The organism is Citrobacter sp. 172116965 (genome assembly GCF_013458095.1).
GTDB lineage: Bacteria > Pseudomonadota > Gammaproteobacteria > Enterobacterales > Enterobacteriaceae > Citrobacter > Citrobacter braakii.
The window spans coordinates 1,390,513-1,412,845 of record NZ_CP046673.1 but is presented as its reverse complement, the minus strand read 5'-3'; the positions used below and the strand labels follow the sequence as shown (position 1 = coordinate 1,412,845).

Genomic DNA, 22,333 nt, shown 5'->3' with positions numbered 1-22,333 from the left:
CGCCCGCAGCCATAACTGACTGTGGGTGCACTGTTAATTCTTCAAAAGCGAGTTACTGCGGCTGACACGCCGCCAGCGATCGGCGTTGCTGCCCTTTTTCATCGAAGTTGTCGGCAGCCAGCCAGCGCTGCAAAACAGCGTCGCACTGGGGCCATTCACTATCAATCATCGATAACCAGTCGCTGTCGCGATTACGCCCCTTGCGCACAATCTTCTGGCGAAAACGTCCTTCGAAGATAAACCCAAGGCGCTCCGCCGCCCGACGGGAAGCCGTGTTCAGAGAGTCACATTTCCACTCCACGCGACGATAGCCCAACGCAAACGCCTGGCGCAGCAACAGCCAGATGCTTTCGGTGCCGAGTACCGTATTTTTCATGCGCGGTGCTGATGAATCCCCTAATGATTTTGGTAAAAATCATTAAGTTAAGGTGGATACACATCTTGTCATATGATCAAATGGTTTCGCGAAAAATCAATAATCAGACAACAAGATGTGCGAACTCGATATTTTACACGACTCTCTTTACCAATTCTGCCCCGAATTACACTTAAAACGACTCAACAGCTTAACGTTGGCTTGCCACGCATTACTTGACTGTAAAACTCTCACTCTTACCGAACTTGGCCGTAACCTGCCAACCAAAGCGAGAACAAAACATAACATCAAACGAATCGACCGATTGTTAGGTAATCGTCACCTCCACAAAGAGCGACTCGCTGTATACCGTTGGCATGCTAGCTTTATCTGTTCGGGCAATACGATGCCCATTGTACTTGTTGACTGGTCTGATATTCGTGAGCAAAAACGACTTATGGTATTGCGAGCTTCAGTCGCACTACACGGTCGTTCTGTTACTCTTTATGAGAAAGCGTTCCCGCTTTCAGAGCAATGTTCAAAGAAAGCTCATGACCAATTTCTAGCCGACCTTGCGAGCATTCTACCGAGTAACACCACACCGCTCATTGTCAGTGATGCTGGCTTTAAAGTGCCATGGTATAAATCCGTTGAGAAGCTGGGTTGGTACTGGTTAAGTCGAGTAAGAGGAAAAGTACAATATGCAGACCTAGGAGCGGAAAACTGGAAACCTATCAGCAACTTACATGATATGTCATCTAGTCACTCAAAGACTTTAGGCTATAAGAGGCTGACTAAAAGCAATCCAATCTCATGCCAAATTCTATTGTATAAATCTCGCTCTAAAGGCCGAAAAAATCAGCGCTCGACACGGACTCATTGTCACCACCCGTCACCTAAAATCTACTCAGCGTCGGCAAAGGAGCCATGGGTTCTAGCAACTAACTTACCTGTTGAAATTCGAACACCCAAACAACTTGTTAATATCTATTCGAAGCGAATGCAGATTGAAGAAACCTTCCGAGACTTGAAAAGTCCTGCCTACGGACTAGGCCTACGCCATAGCCGAACGAGCAGCTCAGAGCGTTTTGATATCATGCTGCTAATCGCCCTGATGCTTCAACTAACATGTTGGCTTGCGGGCGTTCATGCTCAGAAACAAGGTTGGGACAAGCACTTCCAGGCTAACACAGTCAGAAATCGAAACGTACTCTCAACAGTTCGCTTAGGCATGGAAGTTTTGCGGCATTCTGGCTACACAATAACAAGGGAAGACTTACTCGTGGCTGCAACCCTACTAGCTCAAAATTTATTCACACATGGTTACGCTTTGGGGAAATTATGAGGGGATCTCTCAGCGCCGCGCTGCCAAAATCTCGTCTGCCGCTGGAAACAACACTGACGGAAGTTTAATCCCCGCATTTGCATAAGCTCTGCACAGCGGTCATCATAGACCGCTGTTTATTAAGGAGACGTTATGCAGGAATTGATATCTCAGGTAGAAGAACTCGGCATTGAAATAAATCACACCACCTCACTGGTGATGATTTTTGGCATTATTTTTATCACCGCCATTATTGTTCACGTTATTTTGCACTGGGTGGTATTACGCGCATTTGAAAAGCGCGCCAACGCCAGCTCCCGCCTGTGGCTACAAATCATCACGCAGAACAAGTTATTTCACCGGCTGGCATTCACCCTGCAGGGTATCATTGTCAATATACAGGCCGCACTCTGGTTACAGAAAGGCAGTGAAGCAGCAGAAATATTAGTAACCTGCGCACAGCTGTGGATCATGATGTACGCCCTGTTGTCCTTGTTTTCCCTGCTGGACGTCATTCTCAATCTGTCGCAAAAATTCCCTGCCGCATCGCAATTGCCGCTAAAAGGCATATTTCAGGGCATCAAGCTCATCAGCGCTATTGTCGTCGGAATATTGATAATTTCCCTGCTGATTGGTCAATCACCGGCAATATTGATAAGCGGTCTGGGTGCCATGGCCGCCGTGTTAATGCTGGTGTTTAAAGATCCGATCCTCGGGCTGGTGGCCGGAATACAGCTTTCAGCCAACGATATGTTGAAGTTGGGTGACTGGCTGGAAATGCCTAAATACGGCGCAGATGGCGCGGTGATTGATATTGGCTTAACCACCGTAAAAGTGCGCAACTGGGATAACACCATCACCACTATCCCAACCTGGTCACTGGTATCGGACTCTTTTAAAAACTGGAGTGGGATGTCGGCTTCCGGTGGGCGACGCATTAAACGCAGCATCAGCATTGATGCTACCAGCATTCATTTTCTTGATGAGGATGAGCGTCAGCGGCTGCATAAAGCGCACCTGCTGAAACCGTATTTGACCACGCGCCATCAGGAAATTGACGAGTGGAATCAGCAGTTAGATGCGCCTGAATCGGTATTAAACCACCGTCGAATGACGAATATTGGCACCTTCCGCGCCTATCTGAACGAATATTTGCGTCATCATCCGCGGATTCGCAAAGATATGACGTTAATGGTGCGCCAGCTTGCGCCAGACGATCACGGCTTACCGATCGAAATTTATGCCTTTACTAATACGGTGGTCTGGCTGGAATATGAAAGTATTCAGGCTGATATTTTCGACCATATATTCGCCGTGATCGAAGAATTTGGCTTGCGCATTCATCAGTCACCCACCGGAAATGATATTCGCGCGCTGTCAGGCGCGTTTCCACGCTAACGCTCAGGTACTGGCGCGTGAAATATAGCGCCAGTCCATCATCACCCTTTCCGTCTGCGCGTCAGGATTTTCTATTTTATTCAGCAGCAATCCTACCGCTTTGCGGCCTATATCCCGCGAGGGCTGCTCAATGGTCGAAAGCTGTGGGGAAACCATTTCTGCCAGTTCCGTACCGTCGAATCCCACGACGGCGATATCCTGGGGGATCTGTAATCCGGCATTGAGAATAGCACGCATCGCGCCAGCGGCCAGCGTGTCCGATACGGCAAACACCGCGTCGGGTTTCACCTCTGCGGCAAGCAATGTTTTCATCGCCGCAATTCCTGCGCTGGAACTTAATTCGCTGGCGTATTCTACGGCCTGATACTCAAGCGACAGCGCATGCAGCGCCGCTTTATAGCCACGTTCGCGCAACCGGGCGTATTTATAACTCAGATCATGATTGATTAGCGCAATGCGTCGATAGCCCTTTTCCACCAGGTGAGATATTACCGACTGCGCAGCGTCAACATCGTTAATCCCTACGCAGGAAACCGCGCCTTTATCAGCATATTCCGCACACTGAACCCAGGGAGCGTCGCCAATCAGCGTGGTCAGTTCCGGTAATTTTGAGAATGCATCCATGGTGATAATGCCATCAACGATTTTCCCCGACAGCAGCTTTAGCGCCGATTTTGAGCGGGCGGTATCCGAGCCGGAATTACACAGCAAAATGCGATAGCCATTCTTTTCCGCCTCTTCTTCAATGCCTTTAACAACCTCTGCACAAAAAGGGTTGGCAATGTTGGAAACCATCACCAGAATCATCGAACTGCGTGCCGTACGCAGCTGACGAGCCAGCAGGTTGGGCTGATAATTGCTTTCTTTAATAGCCTGTAGCACGCGCTCGCGATTTTTGGCTTTGACGGTATCACTGTGATTCAGCACACGCGATACCGTCGCCACCGACACACCGGCAAGCTGGGCGATTTTTTGAATAGACATAACGACGACAAGTCCTGCGGTTTAGGCTTTACGTTGAGGCTACCATAAAATCACTGCCCGGCGAACCGGGTGCGTGTTTAGCGCTGCACTGATACCCAGCGCTGCTGCTGATGGCTTTTTATAATCGCATCAATGATATACATCACATCCGCACCATCAGAAAATGACGCAAATCGACGCTCCGCCGTCGCGGGCATTTTGCCTGCCTGCACCGCCTGATAGAACTGTTGCATCATATTCTTGAACGCATCCGGCCAGCCCTCAATATGCCCACCCGGAAAGTGCGCACTGGCAGCAACATCCGCATTCATCAATCCTGGGTCATCCGTCAGGATCTGGTTCGCCTGCTGACGGTGCCCGATCCAAAGCTGTTGCGGCGTTTCCTGATCCCAGTGCAGTGAACTCTGGCTACCGTTAATTTCAAAGCTCAGGTGATTCTTGCGCCCGGCACTCACCTGTGAAACGCTAAAGCAGCCTTTGCTACCATCGTCAAAACGTACCAGCACCGATCCACAATCTTCCGTCGTCACCGCTTTATTCTCAAATTGCAGGTCAGCCGTTTGCTGGCCAAACGTAGCGTTACTGGCGATGCTGGCTTTTCGTACCGGCCAGACGATAGCCAGATCGGCCATCACCTCGACAATACGTTTTCCAGTGACGAATTGCACCGTGTCACACCAGTGGGAACCGATATCCGCAACCGCCCGTGAGTTGCCGCCTTGTTTGGCATCGACCCGCCAGTTGTAGTCAGTTTCCAGCAGCATCCAGTCCTGCAAATAGCTCCCCTGGACGGCAAACAGACGCCCCACGCTACCGCGCCTGACCATGCTGGCAGCCTGTTGTACCATCGCAAACTGACGATAGACAAAGCTCACGCCGTGCACCACTCCTACCTGCTCCGCCAGCGTTTCCAGTTCACGAGCCTCATCAGGCGTCATACACAGCGGCTTTTCTGAAAACACGTGCAGACCCGCGCGTAAAATCTGCCGGTTGATGTCGGCATGCAGATGATTCGGCGTACAGTTATGCACCACCTGCAGTCCGGGATGCGCCAGCAGCGCCTCAACGCTGCCGTACGCCTGAGGAATATGAAGAGCATCTGCACGTTCCTGGGCAACCGCCAGCGAGCTATCACAGAGCGCCACCACGTTCACACCGCCGAGTCGACGCAACGCCTCGATATGTGCAGGCCCAATAAAACCGCTGCCAATAATGCCAACCTGTATCATTTGCGTACCTCATCGCCAGCGGCGAAATCATCAAATGCGCGTGAAGAAACCGGAATAATGTGGCGGCGTATAAAATCGCTCCCCTCACGCGCCCCGGTTTGCGCGTCTTTCAGGCAACACTCCCATTCCAGTACCGCCCAGCCAGGGAAATCATATTGTGTGAGCTTGCTGAAGATGGTTTTGAAATCGACCTGACCGTCCCCCAGGGAACGGAAACGCCCAGCGCGATCGAGCCACGGCTGATAACCGCCATAGACACCACTGCGGCTACTGGCATGGTACTCAGCGTCCTTGACGTGAAACGCTTTAATGCGCGAGTGGTAAACATCGATAAACCCAAGGTAATCCATCTGCTGCAATAACAGATGGCTCGGGTCATAGAGAATGTTGCAGCGAGGATGATGATTAACCAGTGCCAGAAAGCGCTCGAACGTTACGCCATCGTGCAGATCTTCACCGGGATGGATCTCAAAGCAAACATCCACCCCATGATGATCAAAGCGATCGAGAATGGGTCTCCAGCGGCGTGCCAGTTCCAGAAAAGCCTCTTCAAAGCGCTGACGGTTATGCGGTGGCCACGGATAAAAGAAGGGCCAGGCGAGCGAACCTGAAAACGTAGCATGCGCCGTCAGCCCCAGCCTTTGCGAAGCCGCAGCGGCCTGGTGGAGGGTTTCGATGGCCCACGCCTGCCTGGCCTGCGGATTAGCGCGTACAGATGGCGGAGCAAATCCGTCAAAAGCGTCATCGTAAGCCGGATGGACGGCAACCAGTTGGCCTTCAAGATGGGTAGATAGTTCGCTAATCACCAGCCCATGCCCGGCCAACATCCCACGAATATCATCACAATAGGCCTGACTTATGGCTGCTTGTTCGACATCAAACAAAGACTTGTGATTACACGGGATTTGTAATGCCTTATAGCCCAGCTCCGCCGCCCATTTTGCCACGCCTTCCAGGGTGTTAAATGGGGGGCGATCCCCGATAAATTGCGCCAGAAAAATTCCAGGCCCCTTGATGGTTTTCATAACCCCTCCTGAAAATTACGCCTGCTCTTTGTCGTCATACTTGAAAGAGAAAAGGAAAATCACGGCAATCACTGCGGCAGCCACTGCCGGGATCCACCAGAATGTGGTCCACGCCTGAGGCACCGTTTGCCCCGCCACCAGACGGTTGTAAAGTGCGCCTGAAATTTGCGAACCAAGCAGCATACCGATCCCATAGGTAAACATAACGATCATGCTTTGCGCCTGACCTTTTACTTTCTCCCCGGCGATACGATCGGTGTAAATAAAGCCGACCACGAAGAAGAAGTCGTAGCACACGCCGTGCAGCAGAATGCCGAGATACAGCAGGAATCGGCCCTCTTCGCTGATGCCGAGGGCAAAGAATGCGTAGCGCACAAACCAGGCGCACATCCCGATTAACAACATGTATTTCACGCCCAGACGCCTGAACAGGAACGGGATCACCAGCATGAAGAAAATTTCAGACATCTGACCAAACGACATCGCCGTACTGACATCGCCAACGCCCGCATCAGCAAGAAACGACGCGGTATATGCGTAATAGGTTCCCAACGGTACAGAAATAAGCGTCGCGCAGAGCGAGAAGACAAAAAAGTGACGAACCTTGAGTAAGGCGAAAGCATCCGCACAAAACAGATCGCGTACTTTTACCGGCAGTCCTTTCGCCGGTGCGGGCGTGTTGGGCAGCGTCAGGCTGTAGAGCGCCAGAATCACAGAAATAACCGCCGCCAGCGTAAAGATGCCGGTAGTATCCGAGATTCCGGTTACGCCGATAAAAATCCCCGCGACAATCCAGCCAATGGTGCCAAACACCCGCACCACCGGGAAAGTTTTGTCTTTATCCGACAGGCTATGAAAAGCAATGTTGTTGGTAAGCGCCAGCGTTGGCATGTAGCACAACGTGTAGCCAAACAGCAGACCAATCAACAGCGCACCGTTTTGCGCCACCAATGCCTGCGGAACAAACCAGAGGATCGCCGCGCCTGCAAGGTGCATCACCGCCATCACCTTTTGCGAGGCAAAGAAGCGGTCTACCAGCATCCCTAAGACGAACGGCGACAGAATAGAGGCAATGGGCCCGGCTGAAAACGCATCGCCAATCAGCAGCGACATGTTGTGCTGGCTCATCACCAGCCCCAGCGTGACGGACCAACTTCCCCAGATAAAGAACTGTAAGAACATCATTAGCGACAGCCGGGGTACCAGCAGCCGGTACTGTACGTTCTGTTTTCCACTACTTTCGGTTGTTGACACCATTTTTTGCCTCACCTTTAAAAAGTAATCGATTACAAAATAGACTCAATAGAAAAGTAATCGATTACAAAATAAAGATCCTGCCAGCAAAGGCAAAATTGCGAGAGCGGTCACGATAAACATTGAGAGAAGATCCGATCCCATCCTGACGATGGGATCGGTAGAAACTTAGCGGGACTTACGACACAGCAGTTTGAAGGCAACGAACAGGAACAGGATCCACACCGGCAGGAGGATAGCTGACAGGCGCATATCGTCCATCGTACACATCAGCACCAGAATCATGCCAAGGAAAGCAATACACAGGTAGTTTCCTGCCGGGTACAGCAGCGCTTTGAAGTGCGTCTCACGTCCCTTACGACGCATCGCCGCCCGGAATCGCAGATGGGCCAGGCAGATCATAATCCAGTTCAACAGCAGCGTCGCCACAACCAGCGCCATCAGCAGGCTAAAGGCCTTTTGTGGCAGGACATAGTTGATCAGTACGACCAGAGACGTAATAGCACCGGAGAGGATCAATGAATTTACCGGTACGCCGCGACGGCTGACGCGGGTTAAGAACTTCGGCGCGTTCCCCTGGACAGAGAGACCAAACAGCATACGGCTGTTAGAGTAGACGCCACTGTTATATACCGACAGCGAAGCCACCAGAATGACAAAGTTCAGCGCAGAAGCCACCACGTTGCTATCAAGATTATGGAAGATCATCACAAACGGGCTGCTGTTGGATTTCACTTCCACCCATGGGTACAGCGCCAGCAGCACCACCAGAGAACCGATGTAAAACAGCAGAATTCGGTACACCACCTGGTTTACCGCCTTTGGAATGCTTTTCTGCGGATCCTGCGCTTCTGCGGCAGTAATCCCGATAAGCTCAAGTCCGCCAAAGGAGAACATAATCACCGCCAGCGACAGGATCAACCCGTTCCAGCCGGTGGCAAAAAAGCCGTTGTAACGCCACAGGTTATCAATGCTTGCATGTTCCCCGCCGTGACCGGAAAACAGCATCCACACGCCAAAACCAATCATGCCGATAATGGCCAGCACTTTAATCAGCGCAAACCAGAATTCCGTTTCGCCATACAGACGTACGTTGACCAGGTTAACCGCGTTGATGATCACGAAGAATGCCGCGGCCCAAATCCAGGTCGGGACATCGGGCAGCCAGTACTGCATGTAGATCCCAGCCGCGGTCAGTTCCGCCATGCCAACCAGCACAAACATCACCCAGTAGTTCCAGCCGGACAGAAATCCCGCGAACGGTCCCCAGTATTTATAGGCAAAATGGGCAAACGATCCGGAAACGGGTTCTTCCACCACCATTTCGCCCAGTTGACGCATAATCAAAAAAGCGATGATCCCGGCAACGCCGTAACCCAGTAACACCGCAGGTCCCGCCATCTGAATAGCCGGGCCAATGCCCAAAAACAGGCCGGTACCAATTGCGCCGCCCAGCGCAATTAATTGAATATGGCGGTTTTGCAACCCCCGCTGAAGCGTCGGCTCATTCGTTGACGCGGCATCAGACACGCTGGTGTCAGATGCAGTTGACGCGTTTTTCACGCCCTTCCCCTGTGTCGTTTTTATTGAAGGGGCTTCTTTTAACATTTCAACCTGGTTGTCGCAAGGCGCAATAAGGACCCGCTGTGCCCGTGGCATTGCGTTTGTTCATAATTACAGTGAATTATTCTGGACGAAAAGGCATCGCAGGCCACAGAATGCGCTTTACTGTTTTTCTAACATTTTCAAACGGGTGAACCCGCTGTGTTTCAGCCACTCGTTTTTGAGCCAGGCCAGGCAACGACTGTCATGAATAAGATCATCAAACGACTGGAAATCGTCAAAAGCGCTATTGAACTGGAAGATGAGGAGATTATTTTCCAGCAGGTAGATCATCTGAAAAATGAGCCTATGTCAGTCTTGCCAGGCGCCATCGTTCAGGCGCTCGAAGCACGGCGCTTTAGTGATGCCCTACGTGAAATCACGGCCTGGCTGCAATCTCAACGGGCAGTCTCAACGTGGCAGGATCCTGCCATTGCCGCCAGTAAACTGGAACTAAAAGCGCTCGAAACACAGCTGCGTGACCTGATCGATAAGCGCAACACGCGCATTCAAATCCTCGATGATTTCAACGATCTGTATCATCTTCGCCTTGGGCCTCTGATGAGCCGGATCCTCGAGTTGCGTAAACAGCTCGCCGCCAGCGCCCAGCGCAAACAGGAAGCGGAGCGAAAACGCCGGGAACAAGACTATCAATCCTGCCAGCACTATATTTCCCAGGCTGTTGATCAACTGGCCAGGCTTAAGCAGCTCTGGATGAACCAGAATTCAGATTCGCACGAATCAGTGGAAACACGTCAACGAATTCAGCAACAAACGGAGCTTATTACCGCCCTGCTGGCGGAGATTCGTGAGCTGGAAAACGACTTTTCTCGCCAGGACGACAGCGCAGCCCGTCAGGCACAGGAAGAAGCCAGCCATGAATATGATGAATATCAGGAGCAGCAGCAGGATGCGCAACATCGTTTTAGCCGTGACCAACGGCTTTCTTCTGAAGAGCGTAATGAGTTAAAACGCCTGTGGCGTCAGGCCAGCCGTCTTTGTCATCCGGACGTGGTGGCGGACGATCTGAAAGAGAAAGCGCATCAGATGATGGTGCAGCTTAACCAGGCGCGCCAAAATGCCGACCTTGCTGCCGTTCGGGCGCTACTGACTCAATTGCAAAGCGGCCTCGAACCGATGATGGCGAGTGACCGATTGAACGATCTGCAGCATTTACGCAGCAAAATACAGCAGCTCAGAGAACAAATTAACGCACTGCTCAAAGAGATTACCGAACTGGAAGCTGAGAACGCCTGGCGCCTTGCCACCTCCGTGACGGATAAAGAGGCTTACTTCTCCGATCAACAACGGGCGCTTACGGAAATCCGCAATACGCTGGAACAACAGGTGCAACAGGTTGAGCAGGAGCTGTTGGCGGGGTAAGCGCTATCAGCGATAGCAAGCAGAAAATACAACATCTTCAAGGGAGGTTTGAAGATTAAGCACCAAATGATAAAAATAGCACAAAATGCTTAGCCATTAAGATAAGTCAGAGTTATCAACTTAAATACTCGAATTTTAGGTCGATAACTGCAAATAAGACAATATTTCTCTCTCCCACCGCTCTCCCTCTCTCTTTATCCTGGCCTTGATTAAGAATTCTCCTACCTGCCAATAGTCCCATTAAGAAGAATGGTTATCTGTTTGAAATATAAGATTTTTCATATAAATCCCCTCCAGTACAAATAGGAATACCCTGTCTTTATAGAAATGGCTGAAACATTATTCGCGTGATCCATAAGCGAAATCTATCAATCATTTACTCAGAGCTGAAATAAACGATTTATCTTAAATTTTAACAAAGTGTAATATCTACTTTAAGAATAGTTAATGATTCAAATTAATACAGAAAATATCTGTTGAATCTGCAATAAATAAGGATGCGTTCACACCAAAGAACGTCATACGAGATTTAATTAACATTTCATGCGTCGCAAGAAACTCTTTTTTTAGCCTAAAAAAAGAGGCGACCGCCTGCACCAAAATTTCAAGGAGATCGTTATGTCTAAGGCTATTTTTTTGGGTGAATCAATTTATCCCTGGCTAGGCATGCGTGAAATCCTACGTGGTTCATCATTATATATTGATATCGCGTACTACTCCTCTCAGACGCTTTCTGCCGTCAACATAATCCCTTATGAAATGGATTGCATCATTATTAATCCTGACAAATCAGATTTTTTAAAATATGCCAGGATTATCCGCAACATGGCTTTACGCCCTGCCACAAAAATTATTGTTTTGGCAGATGAGGCTACTTTTTCTATTTTTCAAACCGTTTGCGGGAAAAACATGCTGTTCCTCGATCAAGACGCCAGCCTTGATCGGTTACTGCATGCCGTGACGTGCATATCACAAAACAAAAAACCAATTAATATCAAAGAAATAAATAACAAAATCACAGCAAACGAATTTAACGTAATGATGATGCTTGCCCGGGGTTGGTCATTGACTCAAATCGCTGGGGCATCACAAAAAAGTGAAAAAACCATCGGGGCGTACAAAAGCAACATTGCCAGAAAACTCGGGAAAAATAACACCCGGCTCAAGTACACCATTTCTCACTATAGCCAGCCGTAACTGACTTATTTAAGGACAATTATCACGGTTATTATTTAAAAGATTTTCTTTCGGCTCACTTTTTAATTCCGCATCGCACGGAAGGGAATCCTATTTCCAAAAATCTATTACCGGGTAGCACATCCGCGTGCCAACCATAGCCAACAACTCAATGTATTAACAATACACATAACAGGAATGTAGACGAGGGTTATATATGAACAAAGTTTACAGCATTATTTGGAACGCGGCGCTCGGTATCTGGGTGGTCGTTTCCGAATTAACCAAAGGAAAGAAAAAAAGCAGCTCACGTAAAACTGTCGCCGTACTGGCGGCCGGCGCATTAAGCGCCGCTTCAATGCAAGCTTCAGCAACTCCGATTATCGATATCGGTGGACATAATATCTTCGCCGACTACCAGACAGGTATTTCTGTTGGGGATTATGAGGGTGTCCACGACTACGGATTTTTATATGAAGATATCACTGCTGGTGAGGCACTCAATATCAGCGGCGCGATCCCAACCATCAGTCCGGGTCAAAGTGGCGTTGTTGAATCAACGACCATCAGAGAGCTACTGCAAACCGGCAAAATCACCCTGCAGGCCACCAGCCCTGCCCAGGGCGTAAAAACGATTACTACTGCCGAGGAACTGGCGGAATACCTGACTTATAACCAATCATCAACGCCTTCGCAGAGCACAGAATTTGAGATTAACGACCCGGCATTCCCCGGCGAAAAAAACAACCATTAAAGTCTTTGATACCAATGCGTTAAGTAACTTTCTTACCGAATCACAGATTGGCGATTCGGCATTAAACACTTACGATCCGACGCAGTCTAAAATCTACAAACAATTTGGCATCGCGCTGGCGACAAACGGCTCCACGGCCAATCTGAATATTGGCGACGACACGCTCAATGTACGCGCCAAAGCCAATACCATCGAATTACTGGCCAAAGACTCCTCCTTACTGGAGGCTCAGGACGCGGGTAGCCAGGTTTACTGGCAATCCGATAACTTTATAAAATTTAACGCCGCCCCGGTTATTCCTGAAAAAACCTTCGCCGGCTCAGCGCAAACCTCCGTGTTTGGCGATGATGTCACGCTCATGACCTACGGCTATGATACGGACGGCAAAGTCGTCGAAACGGGTGAGCGCACATTTAACATCACCAACACGCAGGAGTTGGCCGAATTTAACGACTGGCTGTTGGGCAATAGCAGCGACGCGGCGGAAAACCCGGAAGGCGAAAAAGTCAGCCAAATCCAACTGTGGCTGGAAGCGAATGAAGTCACTACCGTCACCGCAGCACAAACGAAGTATGCCGAGCTGATTGATGGTCTGATCAATTCCAGCAAGCCCTCAGACGTGCTCAGTTGGGATTACGACGTCTGGACAGACGGCTTATCGCATGCCAATAACGCGACCGCTGACCGCGGTGAGCTGCATGCTATTTACGCCAACGGCGCAGGCACCTCCGGCACCCTGAACAAAGATGCGATTCTTGCCGTTGACGGCAGTATTAATGGCGTCATGAAAGCCGTTGATAGCGGGGTTATCACAAACTTTGGCGAACTGAACGCATTACGAACGTCTACCGGGCAGAGCCTGGCGATTGGCATGCTGGCAAAAGACGCGACGGCAACCAACAACGGGATGATCAACTCCGGGCTGTTTATCGATAAAGACGGCAACCAAAACGTCAACAGCTATGGCGCATTTGGTATGCAAGGTCAAGGCACCAGCCAGATCGCTAACAACGGCATCATCAACCAGGCGATCACCACCGATAACTTTGGTACCGCTTCGGCAGCCGATCCCTGGAGCAAAGACGTCCCCGCTTCTTCGCTGACGCTGGCGATTGGTATGCAATTGTCTGACGATGCGCAAGGGGTCAACAATGGCGAGATTAACGTCGTAGACGGACGTAAAAGTGGTACATCCTTTGCCAGCGGCACCGCTTATGGCGTAGAAGTCGCCGGGAATGCCACCTTTACCAATGCTCAGAATGCCTCTATTTATCTTGGTCGCGACGCAAGCGATCCGGCTAAAGATGTCACCATGGCAGGCGGTTCCAGCCTGAGCGCCGGTATTATGATCAAGAGCGCCAAAGAGGTGATTAACAACGGCCTTATCACGCTGGGAACCGGCGTCCGTAACGCCGCAGGGATTTTGGTCGGAAATGCCACGGGCAACGTCCTCAATACCGGCAATATCGTGATCAATGGCGGTTCTAAAGGGGGCAGCAGTAAAAACTACGGCATCTCCGTACACGACAGCGGCGCAGAAAAAAATCAGGAAATCCGTAACGACGGCAAGATTAACGTGAATGGCACCAACAACGTAGGGATCCACGTTAGCGCCAATAACAAAAATGCCGAAGTCACCACCAGCGCTGCAGGCGCTATCGTGGTGGACGGTGAAGGCGGCGTCGGTAACCGTAACTACGCCATCTGGGCGGAAGGTGGCGCCAACGGTCAGGCAGTGGTCAACGTCTACTCTAATATTACGCTGGATAAAGCCGGTAACATCGGCGTCCACGTGCGTGATAACGCCATCGCTAACGTTGACAGCTTAAGTAGCCCCTCATTTAACAGCACCGATCAGATTGGTTATTACCTGTATGGTAAGGGCGCGACCGCCAATATTGGTCAGGCGGTGATGAATGACAACGGTCAGGATCGCACCACCATTTTCCGTATCGCCAATGGCGCATTGCTGGCCGGTAATACCACTAACCCGAAAGATCAGTCCACCTCCAACCTGGATTTGACTCTCAGCGGTAACAATTCCGTGGGCGTTCTCGCCACTGGCGCAGGCAGTAGCGTAGATACCGGTGAAGCAACGTTTACCGTTAAGGGTACTGACTCTGCGGCGCTGGTTATCGAAGGCGGCGCGAAAGGGACCATCAGCGATAAAACCACCATCAATTTAACCGGTGAAAGAACCGTTGCCGGGGTTGTGGATGGTCAGGCGCATCAGTTAAATGGTAATACGCAGGGCAATGCCACGAGCACGACCCTCACCTCAAACGCGAAGATCACCTCTGAAGCCAGCGGTAACAAGGTAATCGCCTATGTGGCGAGGAATCTGGGCAACCTGATCCTCGATACCAAATCGATTATTGATCTGGCCAGCGTCGACAGCATCGGTGTCGATGTTCAAAAAGGCGGTAGCTTAACCAATAACTCCTCCCTCGCCCTGCATGTCAGCAACGGCATCGGCGTACGCGCCTCAGGCTCCAGCGCGCAGATTAATAAGCTGGGCAAAATTCAGGTTGATGATGGCACCGCTGGCGTTCTGTTGACCCAAGGGGCAAGCCTGCTGATTAACGGCATGACTGGCGACAGCATTACCACCGATGGCTCCGCGGACGGTATTCGCCTGGCCGAAGGCGCTGGCGCTCTGGCCGCGCAAAGCGTGATGATCCGCGCTGATGGTACCGGTGCCGGTATTCAAAACGATGCCAACAACACCAATATCACGCTGCGTGATGTCACCATCGACTCCAACGATGGCCCAGGGATCCGCACCAGCGTGGCGCTGACCATGAACGATGGGCTGAACAACATCCTCAACGTCAACGGTAAAGGTACCGGCTTCGCCTTTGAACAACGTAATGGCGACGCGGTGACGGGTAATCTAACCATCGGCAAAGGCTATACCATTGAGGTACTCAACAGCGAAGGCAGCGGTATTCGCGCCAATACGGACGGTCGTATCACCACCAATGCCGACATCAACGTGCATGACAGCGCAGGTGGTTCTGCAATCATCGCGAAAAATGTTAGCGCATTGACCAACAGCGGCAAGATTATCTCTGCCAGTACCACCTCACCGGTAATAGACGCCAGCGGCGACAGCAGTAAAGCCATCACCAACACGGGAACCCTGCAGGCCATCAACGACTCGGCCGTGGCAGTTCAGTCTGGTAAAGGCAATGACACCATCGATATCAGCGGCGGTGTGACCAGCGGCGTAATCAACACCGGCGAAGGTACAGATACCTTCAACTGGCGTAGCGGCTCTTATGCTGGCGAAGTGAATTTCGCAGGTACTGGCGGTAACAATAAAGCCAATATCGGCAATGTGACGCTGGATAAAACGCGCCACATCCTTACCGCAGCGGGTACGGGCAACGCCCTCACCTTCACTGATACAAAAGATGCGAAGATTGGTACGCTGGCTAACGACAACCTGAATACCGGTACCAACATTGGCACCGGCTGGGATTCACTGACCATCAGCGGGTCAAATGCAGATGTACGCATCGTTGAAAACCTGAATCTGGCGAGCGAAACCCTTGCTGTAAACAATGGCGCCACGCTGCGTACTGGCGACCACGTCGAACCAACCAGCACTGCCGCAAGCATTGGCGATTACAATGTCATCACCCAGGGCGCAGACAGCAAAGTTATCTTCGATACTCAGGGGGATACCTCAGCAGCACAGATCTATCGCGGCATCATCAGCGGCGACGGGAAATTTGAACGTGCGGCGGGCGGTACCACGGTATTTACCGCCAACAATAGCTACACCGGATCTACCACCATTGATCAAACCGGTACGCTGCAGTTAGGTGACGGTGGAAATGAAGGCGAAGTGAGCGCCGTCTCTGACATCATCGACAACGGCGTATTGGCGATTAATCGCGCCAACACCGTGCTGCTCAACGGTGTGATCTCCGGTATCGGCGCGCTACAACAAATCGGCGACGGCATTACCCGTCTGAACGGCAACAATACCTATACCGGTAACACCACCGTTACTAACGGCACGCTGCTGGTGAATGGCGATCAAAGCGCGGCGCGCGGCGTCACCACCGTCAGCGGCACGTCCACACTGGGCGGTAAGGGCATTATCGGCGGCAACGTGCTGATGAACGATGCCACAACCATCAGCGCCGGTGACGGCGGTGCGGGTACGCTATCTGTTAACGGTAATCTGCAGCTTGGCAGCAAAACGACCTCCGCTTTCGAACTGGGACAGGCCTTTACGCCAGGCGGTGCGCTAAACGATCTGGTGAACGTGGCAGGCGATCTGCAACTGGACGGGACCCTGGATGTTACCACGTCGCAAGGCGGTAACTTCGGACCGGGCGTGTACCGTATCTATAATTACGGCGGTACGCTGGATAACCAGACGCTGGAGCTGGGCGCAATACCGGACAGTCAGGATAAGAGCAATATTTTTGTCCAGACCTCTATCGACAAACAGGTCAACCTGGTGAACGCCAACGGCGTTACCCTGCAATTCTGGGACGGAGCGACGGTAAGTCAGAGCCACGGCGCGTCGGGCATTGAGGGCGACAGCAAAATTGACGGTGGCAATGGCAAATGGATGGCGATCGGCAGTCAGGGTGATAACAACTGGACCACGGCAACGGGCGAAGGTAACGCACCTTGGGCGCAGAAGTCCTTTGCCGTCTTCACCACCAAAGGTGGCACCGTTACCGTGGATAACGCCGCAGGAGAAGTTAACTTCTCCGGGGCACAGTTTGACGCCGATGGCTATGTCGTTAAAGGCGACGCACTTAACGCTTATGCCACCACGGAAAACGCGACTCACGCCGGCCAGACGCCGGGAACCGGTGAACTGCTGCTGCGCGTTGGCGCGGGTGGCGCGGGGCAAAACTATACCGCGACCATTGAGTCCGTCATCCGCGAAGCCAGCACGACTGACAAGCTGACGCTGGTGAAAACCGACCTTGGTCGTCTGATCCTCAGCGGTGATAACGCGTATCGCGGCGGCACACGCATTGATGGCGGTACGTTGCAGATTTCCGCCGACAGCAACCTCGGTCAGAGCGGAACCGACCTGGCTATCAACAACGGCTCCACGCTGCAGATGGGCGCGGACCTAACCAGCAATCGCACCATTGCGCTGGGCGCGAATGATAACGCGGCGGTGTTTGACCTCAATTCACATAACTTCACGCCAACCGGTGAGATTACCGGCGACGGTAAACTGAAAGTCACCAGCAGCTCAAGCGATGCGGGCAGTACCCTGTCGCTCAATCGCGCGAACAGCTATAAAGGCGACACAGAAATTGCCGGTACCGGAAATGCCAACAATGTGACGGTCAACGTCAGCAAAACCGGGGCCTTTGGTAGCAATGAAAGCAGCACCGTGAACGTCAATAACGGGGCAACGCTCAACGTCAGCGGAACAGAGACCAGCCTGAAATCCCTGACCATGAACATTGCCGACAGTCTGTTAACGCTGGCGGATAACGTCACCGCCGCGAGCGCAAAACTGAACCTGACGGGCACAGCGAAAGCGCTGTTAACCGATAACGCCACCGCGGGCGAGGCGACGGTTAACGTGTCAAAAGACAGTACGTTGGCGCTGGAAGAAAACGCCAGCGGTGGTTCTGCTAGCGTGAATAACAGCGGACTGATGACCTTTGCGGACCAGGCGTTAGCAGAGAATACCGTCGTTAAAAACCTGGCGGGCGGCAAGGTCGATATCAGCGCAGTCGACAGCGCAACATCTATCGGCTCGTTGTCAGGCGCGGGGAATGTCGAACTGGGCAATAAAGAATTGTCGCTGGGTAATCTGCATCTTGATGACACCATCAGCGGCATTATCAGCGGCAACGACGGCAGCCTGGTGAAAATCGGTGACGGCACGTTAACGCTGACCGGCGATAACACCTGGACCGGCACCACGGACGTCAATGAAGGCGTACTGCTGGTCAACGGTAATCAGTCTGCCGCGACCGGTCAGGTGACGGTGAAATCTGGGGCAACGCTCGGCGGGAACGGTATTATCGGCGGCGCGGTTGATGTACTGGATGACGGCCATATTACCGCGGGTGCGGCCATCAACAGCGTGGGTAAACTGACTACCGGTTCACTGACGCTCAGCGATAACGCACAGCTTGATTACCAGTTTGGTCAGGCCTATACCCCAGGCGGAGCCTTCAATGACCTGATTGATGTCAATGGCGATCTGACGCTCGACGGTAAGCTCAATATCCAGACCTCTCCAGGCGGAAGCTTTGACGTTGGTGTTTACCGCGTCATCAACTACACCGGCACATTAACCAACAATGTGATGGACATTGCCGACGCGCCGGAAGCTGCGGACAGCCTGTACGTACAAACCTCGGTTAAAAACCAGGTTAACCTGGTCAACCATGCCGGGCTGACGCTACGTTTCTGGGACGGCACCGGCGGTGAGAATGGCGAGCTGAAAAACAACGGCGTCATCAACGGCGGCGACGGTATCTGGCAATCCAGCCAGGGTAATGACAACTGGACTACGGATGAATCAACGCCAGAAGGCGCGCTGAATGCACCGTTTACCGATGCCGCGTTCGCCGTCTTCCAGGGTGAAGCGGGCAACGTAACCGTCGATAACAGCAAAGGCGACGTCATCATCAGTGGCGCACAGTTCGCTACCGATGGTTATCGCGTGGGCGGGGAAGCCATTACCACCGATACGGCTAATACGCTGATTCGCGTCGGCGATGGCACAGTAGACGGCGCTAACTACACCGCGACTATCGACAGCATGATCCGCGGCACCGGCGGCTTGAATAAAGGCGACCTCGGTACGCTCATCCTCACTGGTGACAACACCTACAGCGGTGGAACCACCATCACCTCAGGTACGCTGCAGGTGGCGGGTGATACCAACCTTGGCGCACCAGAGACGGGAATTACCTTTAATGGTGGTACGCTGAAATATGGTGAAGCGTTTGATACCGCTCGTCAGGTGACTCTGGAATCCGGCGGCGGGACATTCGACACCAACGGACATAACGTTTCTCTGCTGACGGAAGTCGAAGGTAACGGTCAGTTGACCAAAACCGGTAAAGGCTCCCTCACCCTGACGCTGGATAACACCTACACCGGTGGCACCACCATCGAGCAAGGCGTTTTACAGCTGGGTAACGGCGGTGATATCGGCAGCATTCAGGGGGATATCGTTGATAACGGCGTACTCAACGTCAATCGTGGCGATACCCTGGCGCTGACCGGTAATATCAGCGGCGAAGGCCAGCTGCATCAAACCGGCAGCGGTGTTACGGAGTTGCATGGTGAAAACAGCTACAGCGGCGCAACGCTGATTGCCAACGGTGTACTGCAGGCGGGTAATACCAACACTCTGAGTAGCGCATCACACCACTACGTTGTCGCTGACACCACCCTCAACACGCAAGGTTACAACCAGACGGTAGCGGGACTGAGCAACGGCGGCGATGTTTCACTCATCGGCCAGCAGACTGGCACTACGTTAACCGTCAAAGGGGATTACACCGGCGAAAAAGGGACTATCAACATGGCGGCCACACAAAATGGCAGCGGCGCAGGCATTGCCGACCGTCTGATTATCGATGGCGGTAAAGCCAGCGGTAGTACGCTATTGGATGTCGATGGTTCTGGTCTCGGCGCACCAACCATTGGTGATGGTATCGAAGTGGTAACCGCGCTCAATGGCGCAACCACTACGGCACAAACGTCACGAGACGCCTTCCATCTTGCCGCCGATCGTATGGCAGCAGGCGCATTTGAGTATCAACTGCATGCGGGCAACGCTCAGGGTCAGGGTGAAAACTGGTATCTGAGAAGCGAATATCGTCCAGAAACTATGCTGTATTCTGGTCTCGCCAGCGTCGTTCGTCAGGGCGACATCAGCCTGTTAGGCAACATGCACCAGCGTATGGGTGACGAGGTTAAACCGGGTATTGATGAAGACAATCGCGCCTGGGCAAGAATGATTGGCTACTCCGGTAAAACCAAACTGGATGATGCGGCTGGAACGCAAACCAGCTCCCACACCATGGGGATTCAGGTTGGCGTCGATATGTATGCCAACGAAAGCTGGAAAGCCGGGATGTATACCAGCATTCTTGATATCGACAGCAACGTGAAAGGCACGAAGACAGGCAGCGACGGCAAAGGCGGCAACATCGACGACAACGCGTTTTATGTCGGCGGCTACGCCACCTGGTTCTCAGGCGACGGGATGTATGTTGATAACGTCCTGCAATACGGTAACCATAAATCCCGCCTGGCGGCGACCGGTAACAACGGCTCGTATACCGTCAGAGGCAACACGCTGACGGCGTCAACAGAAGTGGGTAAATCGTTCCGTTTAGGCGCCAGCGCATGGAGTCTGGAACCTCAGGCTCAGCTGATCTATCAATACAGCGACTTTGATAACGGGCGGCTTGATGGTGTGACCCAAACGAAAGTGAAAATGGATACCGCGGATTCCTTTACCGCCCGTCTGGGCGTGCGTCTGGTCGCTGACTATGACACCAACCATGGCAAATTCCAGCCTTACGGCAGGTTCAACGTCTGGCAGGGTCTGGGTTCAAAAGACAAAACGCACTTTAGCAATGCGGTAGCCACCACCACGCTTGAGTCTTCACAACAGTACTCCAGCACTGAAATTGCAGCCGGTCTGTCATGGTCTATCGACAGAAACCTGCAGGTTTACGGAGAACTGGGTACACAATTTAGCAACGGTGGCAGTAAGTCGCAGGTTGAAGCGCCGGTTAATGCCTCAATTGGCTTTAAGAAATCGTTCTAAGCTGACATAAACTCGCTAGCCCTCTGTTTAACAGGGGGCTTTTTTTTTGCCTGTCACGGATACAAAGCAACCTGATGCGCTTAACGTATCAGGCCTACGGACTTATTTTATAGGCAGGAAAAGCGCGGGAGCGGCCCTCTGGCAACGCGAAACAATCGAGGTTCAGGGGAACAACAGAGAGGGAGAAAATTAAGGATTATACTGCGTCAGGAGTAACGGGATATCTTCTGCCAACACTGGGGGAGAAATGAAAAAGCCTTGAATTTTGTCACAACCAATCTGCATCAGCCGGTCCAGTTCGGACTGGGTTTCCACCCCTTCAGCAAGAACTTCAATACCAAAATTGTGCGCCAGTGAAATTATACCCTCAACAATCTTTGTTGAGCGGGTATCGGGTTCAATGCCGGCGATAAATTCCTTATCAATTTTTAAGGTATCAAAAGGATATTTCAACAGATAGTTAAGATTGGCGTGGCCGGTTCCAAAATCATCAAGGGCAATTTTGACCCCTATCGCCTTCAGCTCCGTCATATTTTTAGCCGCGACCTGACTGTCGCACAGCGGCGACGTTTCCGTAACCTCTATCTGGCATCGATGGGGCGGGAGACCACATACAGTAAGATTTTTTCTGACGCGTTGGGGTAACAGCGGATCGCAGAATTCAAGCGCGGAAATATTGACGGACAATACAAGGGGCTCTGGCCAACGGGTTGCCACATCCCAGGGAGTGTGGGTAACCATATCTTCAATTGACATGATATTGCCGCTGTCTTCCAGCAAGGTAATAAAAATATCGGGAGAGATCATCCCCATCTGGGGGCTATTCCAACGCATTAATGCTTCAAACCCGCTAATACGCTGATTACGCAAATTAAAAATTGGTTGATAAACCATATAAAGCTGACTGGTATTCAATGCCTTTTCAAGCGCGGTTAACACCTCACTAGAATTAAACATTCCTCTCTCCCTCAACAAATCATAAAAATTAAAAACCAGTCAATATCACTCCCGAATTGTATCTACTATTAGGTGTGTTACATCAGAATAGAATG

Annotated in this window: 10 protein-coding genes and 2 pseudogenes; 5 read left to right on the top strand and 7 right to left on the bottom strand. The window is 51.7% G+C overall.

Going from position 1 to position 22,333, the window contains the following annotated elements; translation table 11 throughout:
• Positions 1-52 precede the first annotated feature (52 nt).
• Positions 53-385, bottom strand: a pseudogene (locus GPJ68_RS06640) (GNAT family N-acetyltransferase); the annotation flags it as partial.
• A 106-nt stretch (positions 386-491) separates the two neighbouring features.
• On the opposite strand from GPJ68_RS06640, the gene GPJ68_RS06635 reads away from it, so the two are divergent.
• Positions 492-1,700 carry an IS4-like element ISVsa5 family transposase gene (locus GPJ68_RS06635; RefSeq protein ID WP_001339197.1) on the top strand — a complete coding sequence of 403 codons (1,209 nt, stop codon included), beginning with the start codon at positions 492-494 and terminating at the stop codon, positions 1,698-1,700.
• 132 nt (positions 1,701-1,832) lie between these two features.
• On the top strand, positions 1,833-3,077 hold the full coding sequence (locus tag GPJ68_RS06630) for a mechanosensitive ion channel family protein (RefSeq protein ID WP_104652083.1): 1,245 nt from the start codon (positions 1,833-1,835) through the stop codon (positions 3,075-3,077).
• Between the two features lie 3 nt (positions 3,078-3,080).
• Here GPJ68_RS06630 and GPJ68_RS06625 read toward each other — a convergent pair whose 3' ends face one another.
• The 5 genes from GPJ68_RS06625 to pheP form a co-directional block, all read right to left on the bottom strand.
• Positions 3,081-4,061, bottom strand: a complete 981-nt coding sequence (locus GPJ68_RS06625; protein WP_016152169.1) for a LacI family DNA-binding transcriptional regulator — start codon at positions 4,059-4,061, stop codon at positions 3,081-3,083.
• Positions 4,062-4,138: 77 nt separating this feature from the next.
• Entirely contained in the window at positions 4,139-5,290 is a 1,152-nt protein-coding gene (locus GPJ68_RS06620) for a Gfo/Idh/MocA family protein (protein ID WP_016155935.1), read from the bottom strand.
• Entirely contained in the window at positions 5,287-6,315 is a 1,029-nt protein-coding gene (locus GPJ68_RS06615) for a sugar phosphate isomerase/epimerase (protein WP_172860565.1), read from the bottom strand. The genes GPJ68_RS06620 and GPJ68_RS06615 overlap by 4 nt, the downstream gene beginning before the upstream one ends.
• 15 nt (positions 6,316-6,330) lie before the next feature.
• A complete protein-coding gene (locus tag GPJ68_RS06610; RefSeq protein ID WP_016155933.1) occupies positions 6,331-7,572 on the bottom strand; it encodes an MFS transporter in 1,242 nt (413 codons plus the stop codon).
• A gap of 165 nt (positions 7,573-7,737) precedes the next feature.
• A complete protein-coding gene (gene pheP, locus GPJ68_RS06605; RefSeq protein WP_019076228.1) occupies positions 7,738-9,132 on the bottom strand; it encodes a phenylalanine transporter in 1,395 nt (464 codons plus the stop codon).
• A gap of 246 nt (positions 9,133-9,378) precedes the next feature.
• On the opposite strand from pheP, the gene GPJ68_RS06600 reads away from it, so the two are divergent.
• The 3 genes and pseudogenes from GPJ68_RS06600 (at position 9,379) to GPJ68_RS06590 (ending at position 21,281) form a co-directional block, all read left to right on the top strand.
• Positions 9,379-10,554, top strand: coding sequence for a DNA repair protein (locus GPJ68_RS06600; RefSeq protein ID WP_046275128.1), 1,176 nt, complete (start codon positions 9,379-9,381; stop codon positions 10,552-10,554).
• Between the two features lie 618 nt (positions 10,555-11,172).
• Positions 11,173-11,751, top strand: coding sequence for a LuxR C-terminal-related transcriptional regulator (locus GPJ68_RS06595; RefSeq protein WP_104652085.1), 579 nt, complete (start codon positions 11,173-11,175; stop codon positions 11,749-11,751).
• Between the two features lie 196 nt (positions 11,752-11,947).
• Positions 11,948-21,281 (top strand): annotated as a pseudogene (locus tag GPJ68_RS06590) (autotransporter outer membrane beta-barrel domain-containing protein).
• A 189-nt stretch (positions 21,282-21,470) separates the two neighbouring features.
• On the opposite strand, the gene GPJ68_RS06585 reads toward GPJ68_RS06590, so the two are convergent.
• Positions 21,471-22,238: a bifunctional diguanylate cyclase/phosphodiesterase gene (locus GPJ68_RS06585; RefSeq protein ID WP_095715169.1), complete on the bottom strand. Its 768-nt coding sequence runs from the start codon at positions 22,236-22,238 to the stop codon at positions 21,471-21,473.
• Positions 22,239-22,333 lie beyond the last annotated feature (95 nt).

Excerpts from the sequence above, each read along its gene's own strand:
- GPJ68_RS06635 (WP_001339197.1), top strand. The coding sequence starts at position 492 with ATGTGCGAACTCGATATTTTACACGACTCTCTTTACCAATTCTGCCCC.
- GPJ68_RS06630 (WP_104652083.1), top strand. The coding sequence starts at position 1,833 with ATGCAGGAATTGATATCTCAGGTAGAAGAACTCGGCATTGAAATAAAT.
- GPJ68_RS06625 (WP_016152169.1), bottom strand. The coding sequence starts at position 4,061 with ATGTCTATTCAAAAAATCGCCCAGCTTGCCGGTGTGTCGGTGGCGACG.
- GPJ68_RS06620 (WP_016155935.1), bottom strand. The coding sequence starts at position 5,290 with ATGATACAGGTTGGCATTATTGGCAGCGGTTTTATTGGGCCTGCACAT.
- GPJ68_RS06615 (WP_172860565.1), bottom strand. The coding sequence starts at position 6,315 with ATGAAAACCATCAAGGGGCCTGGAATTTTTCTGGCGCAATTTATCGGG.
- GPJ68_RS06610 (WP_016155933.1), bottom strand. The coding sequence starts at position 7,572 with ATGGTGTCAACAACCGAAAGTAGTGGAAAACAGAACGTACAGTACCGG.
- GPJ68_RS06600 (WP_046275128.1), top strand. The coding sequence starts at position 9,379 with ATGAATAAGATCATCAAACGACTGGAAATCGTCAAAAGCGCTATTGAA.
- GPJ68_RS06595 (WP_104652085.1), top strand. The coding sequence starts at position 11,173 with ATGTCTAAGGCTATTTTTTTGGGTGAATCAATTTATCCCTGGCTAGGC.
- GPJ68_RS06585 (WP_095715169.1), bottom strand. The coding sequence starts at position 22,238 with ATGTTTAATTCTAGTGAGGTGTTAACCGCGCTTGAAAAGGCATTGAAT.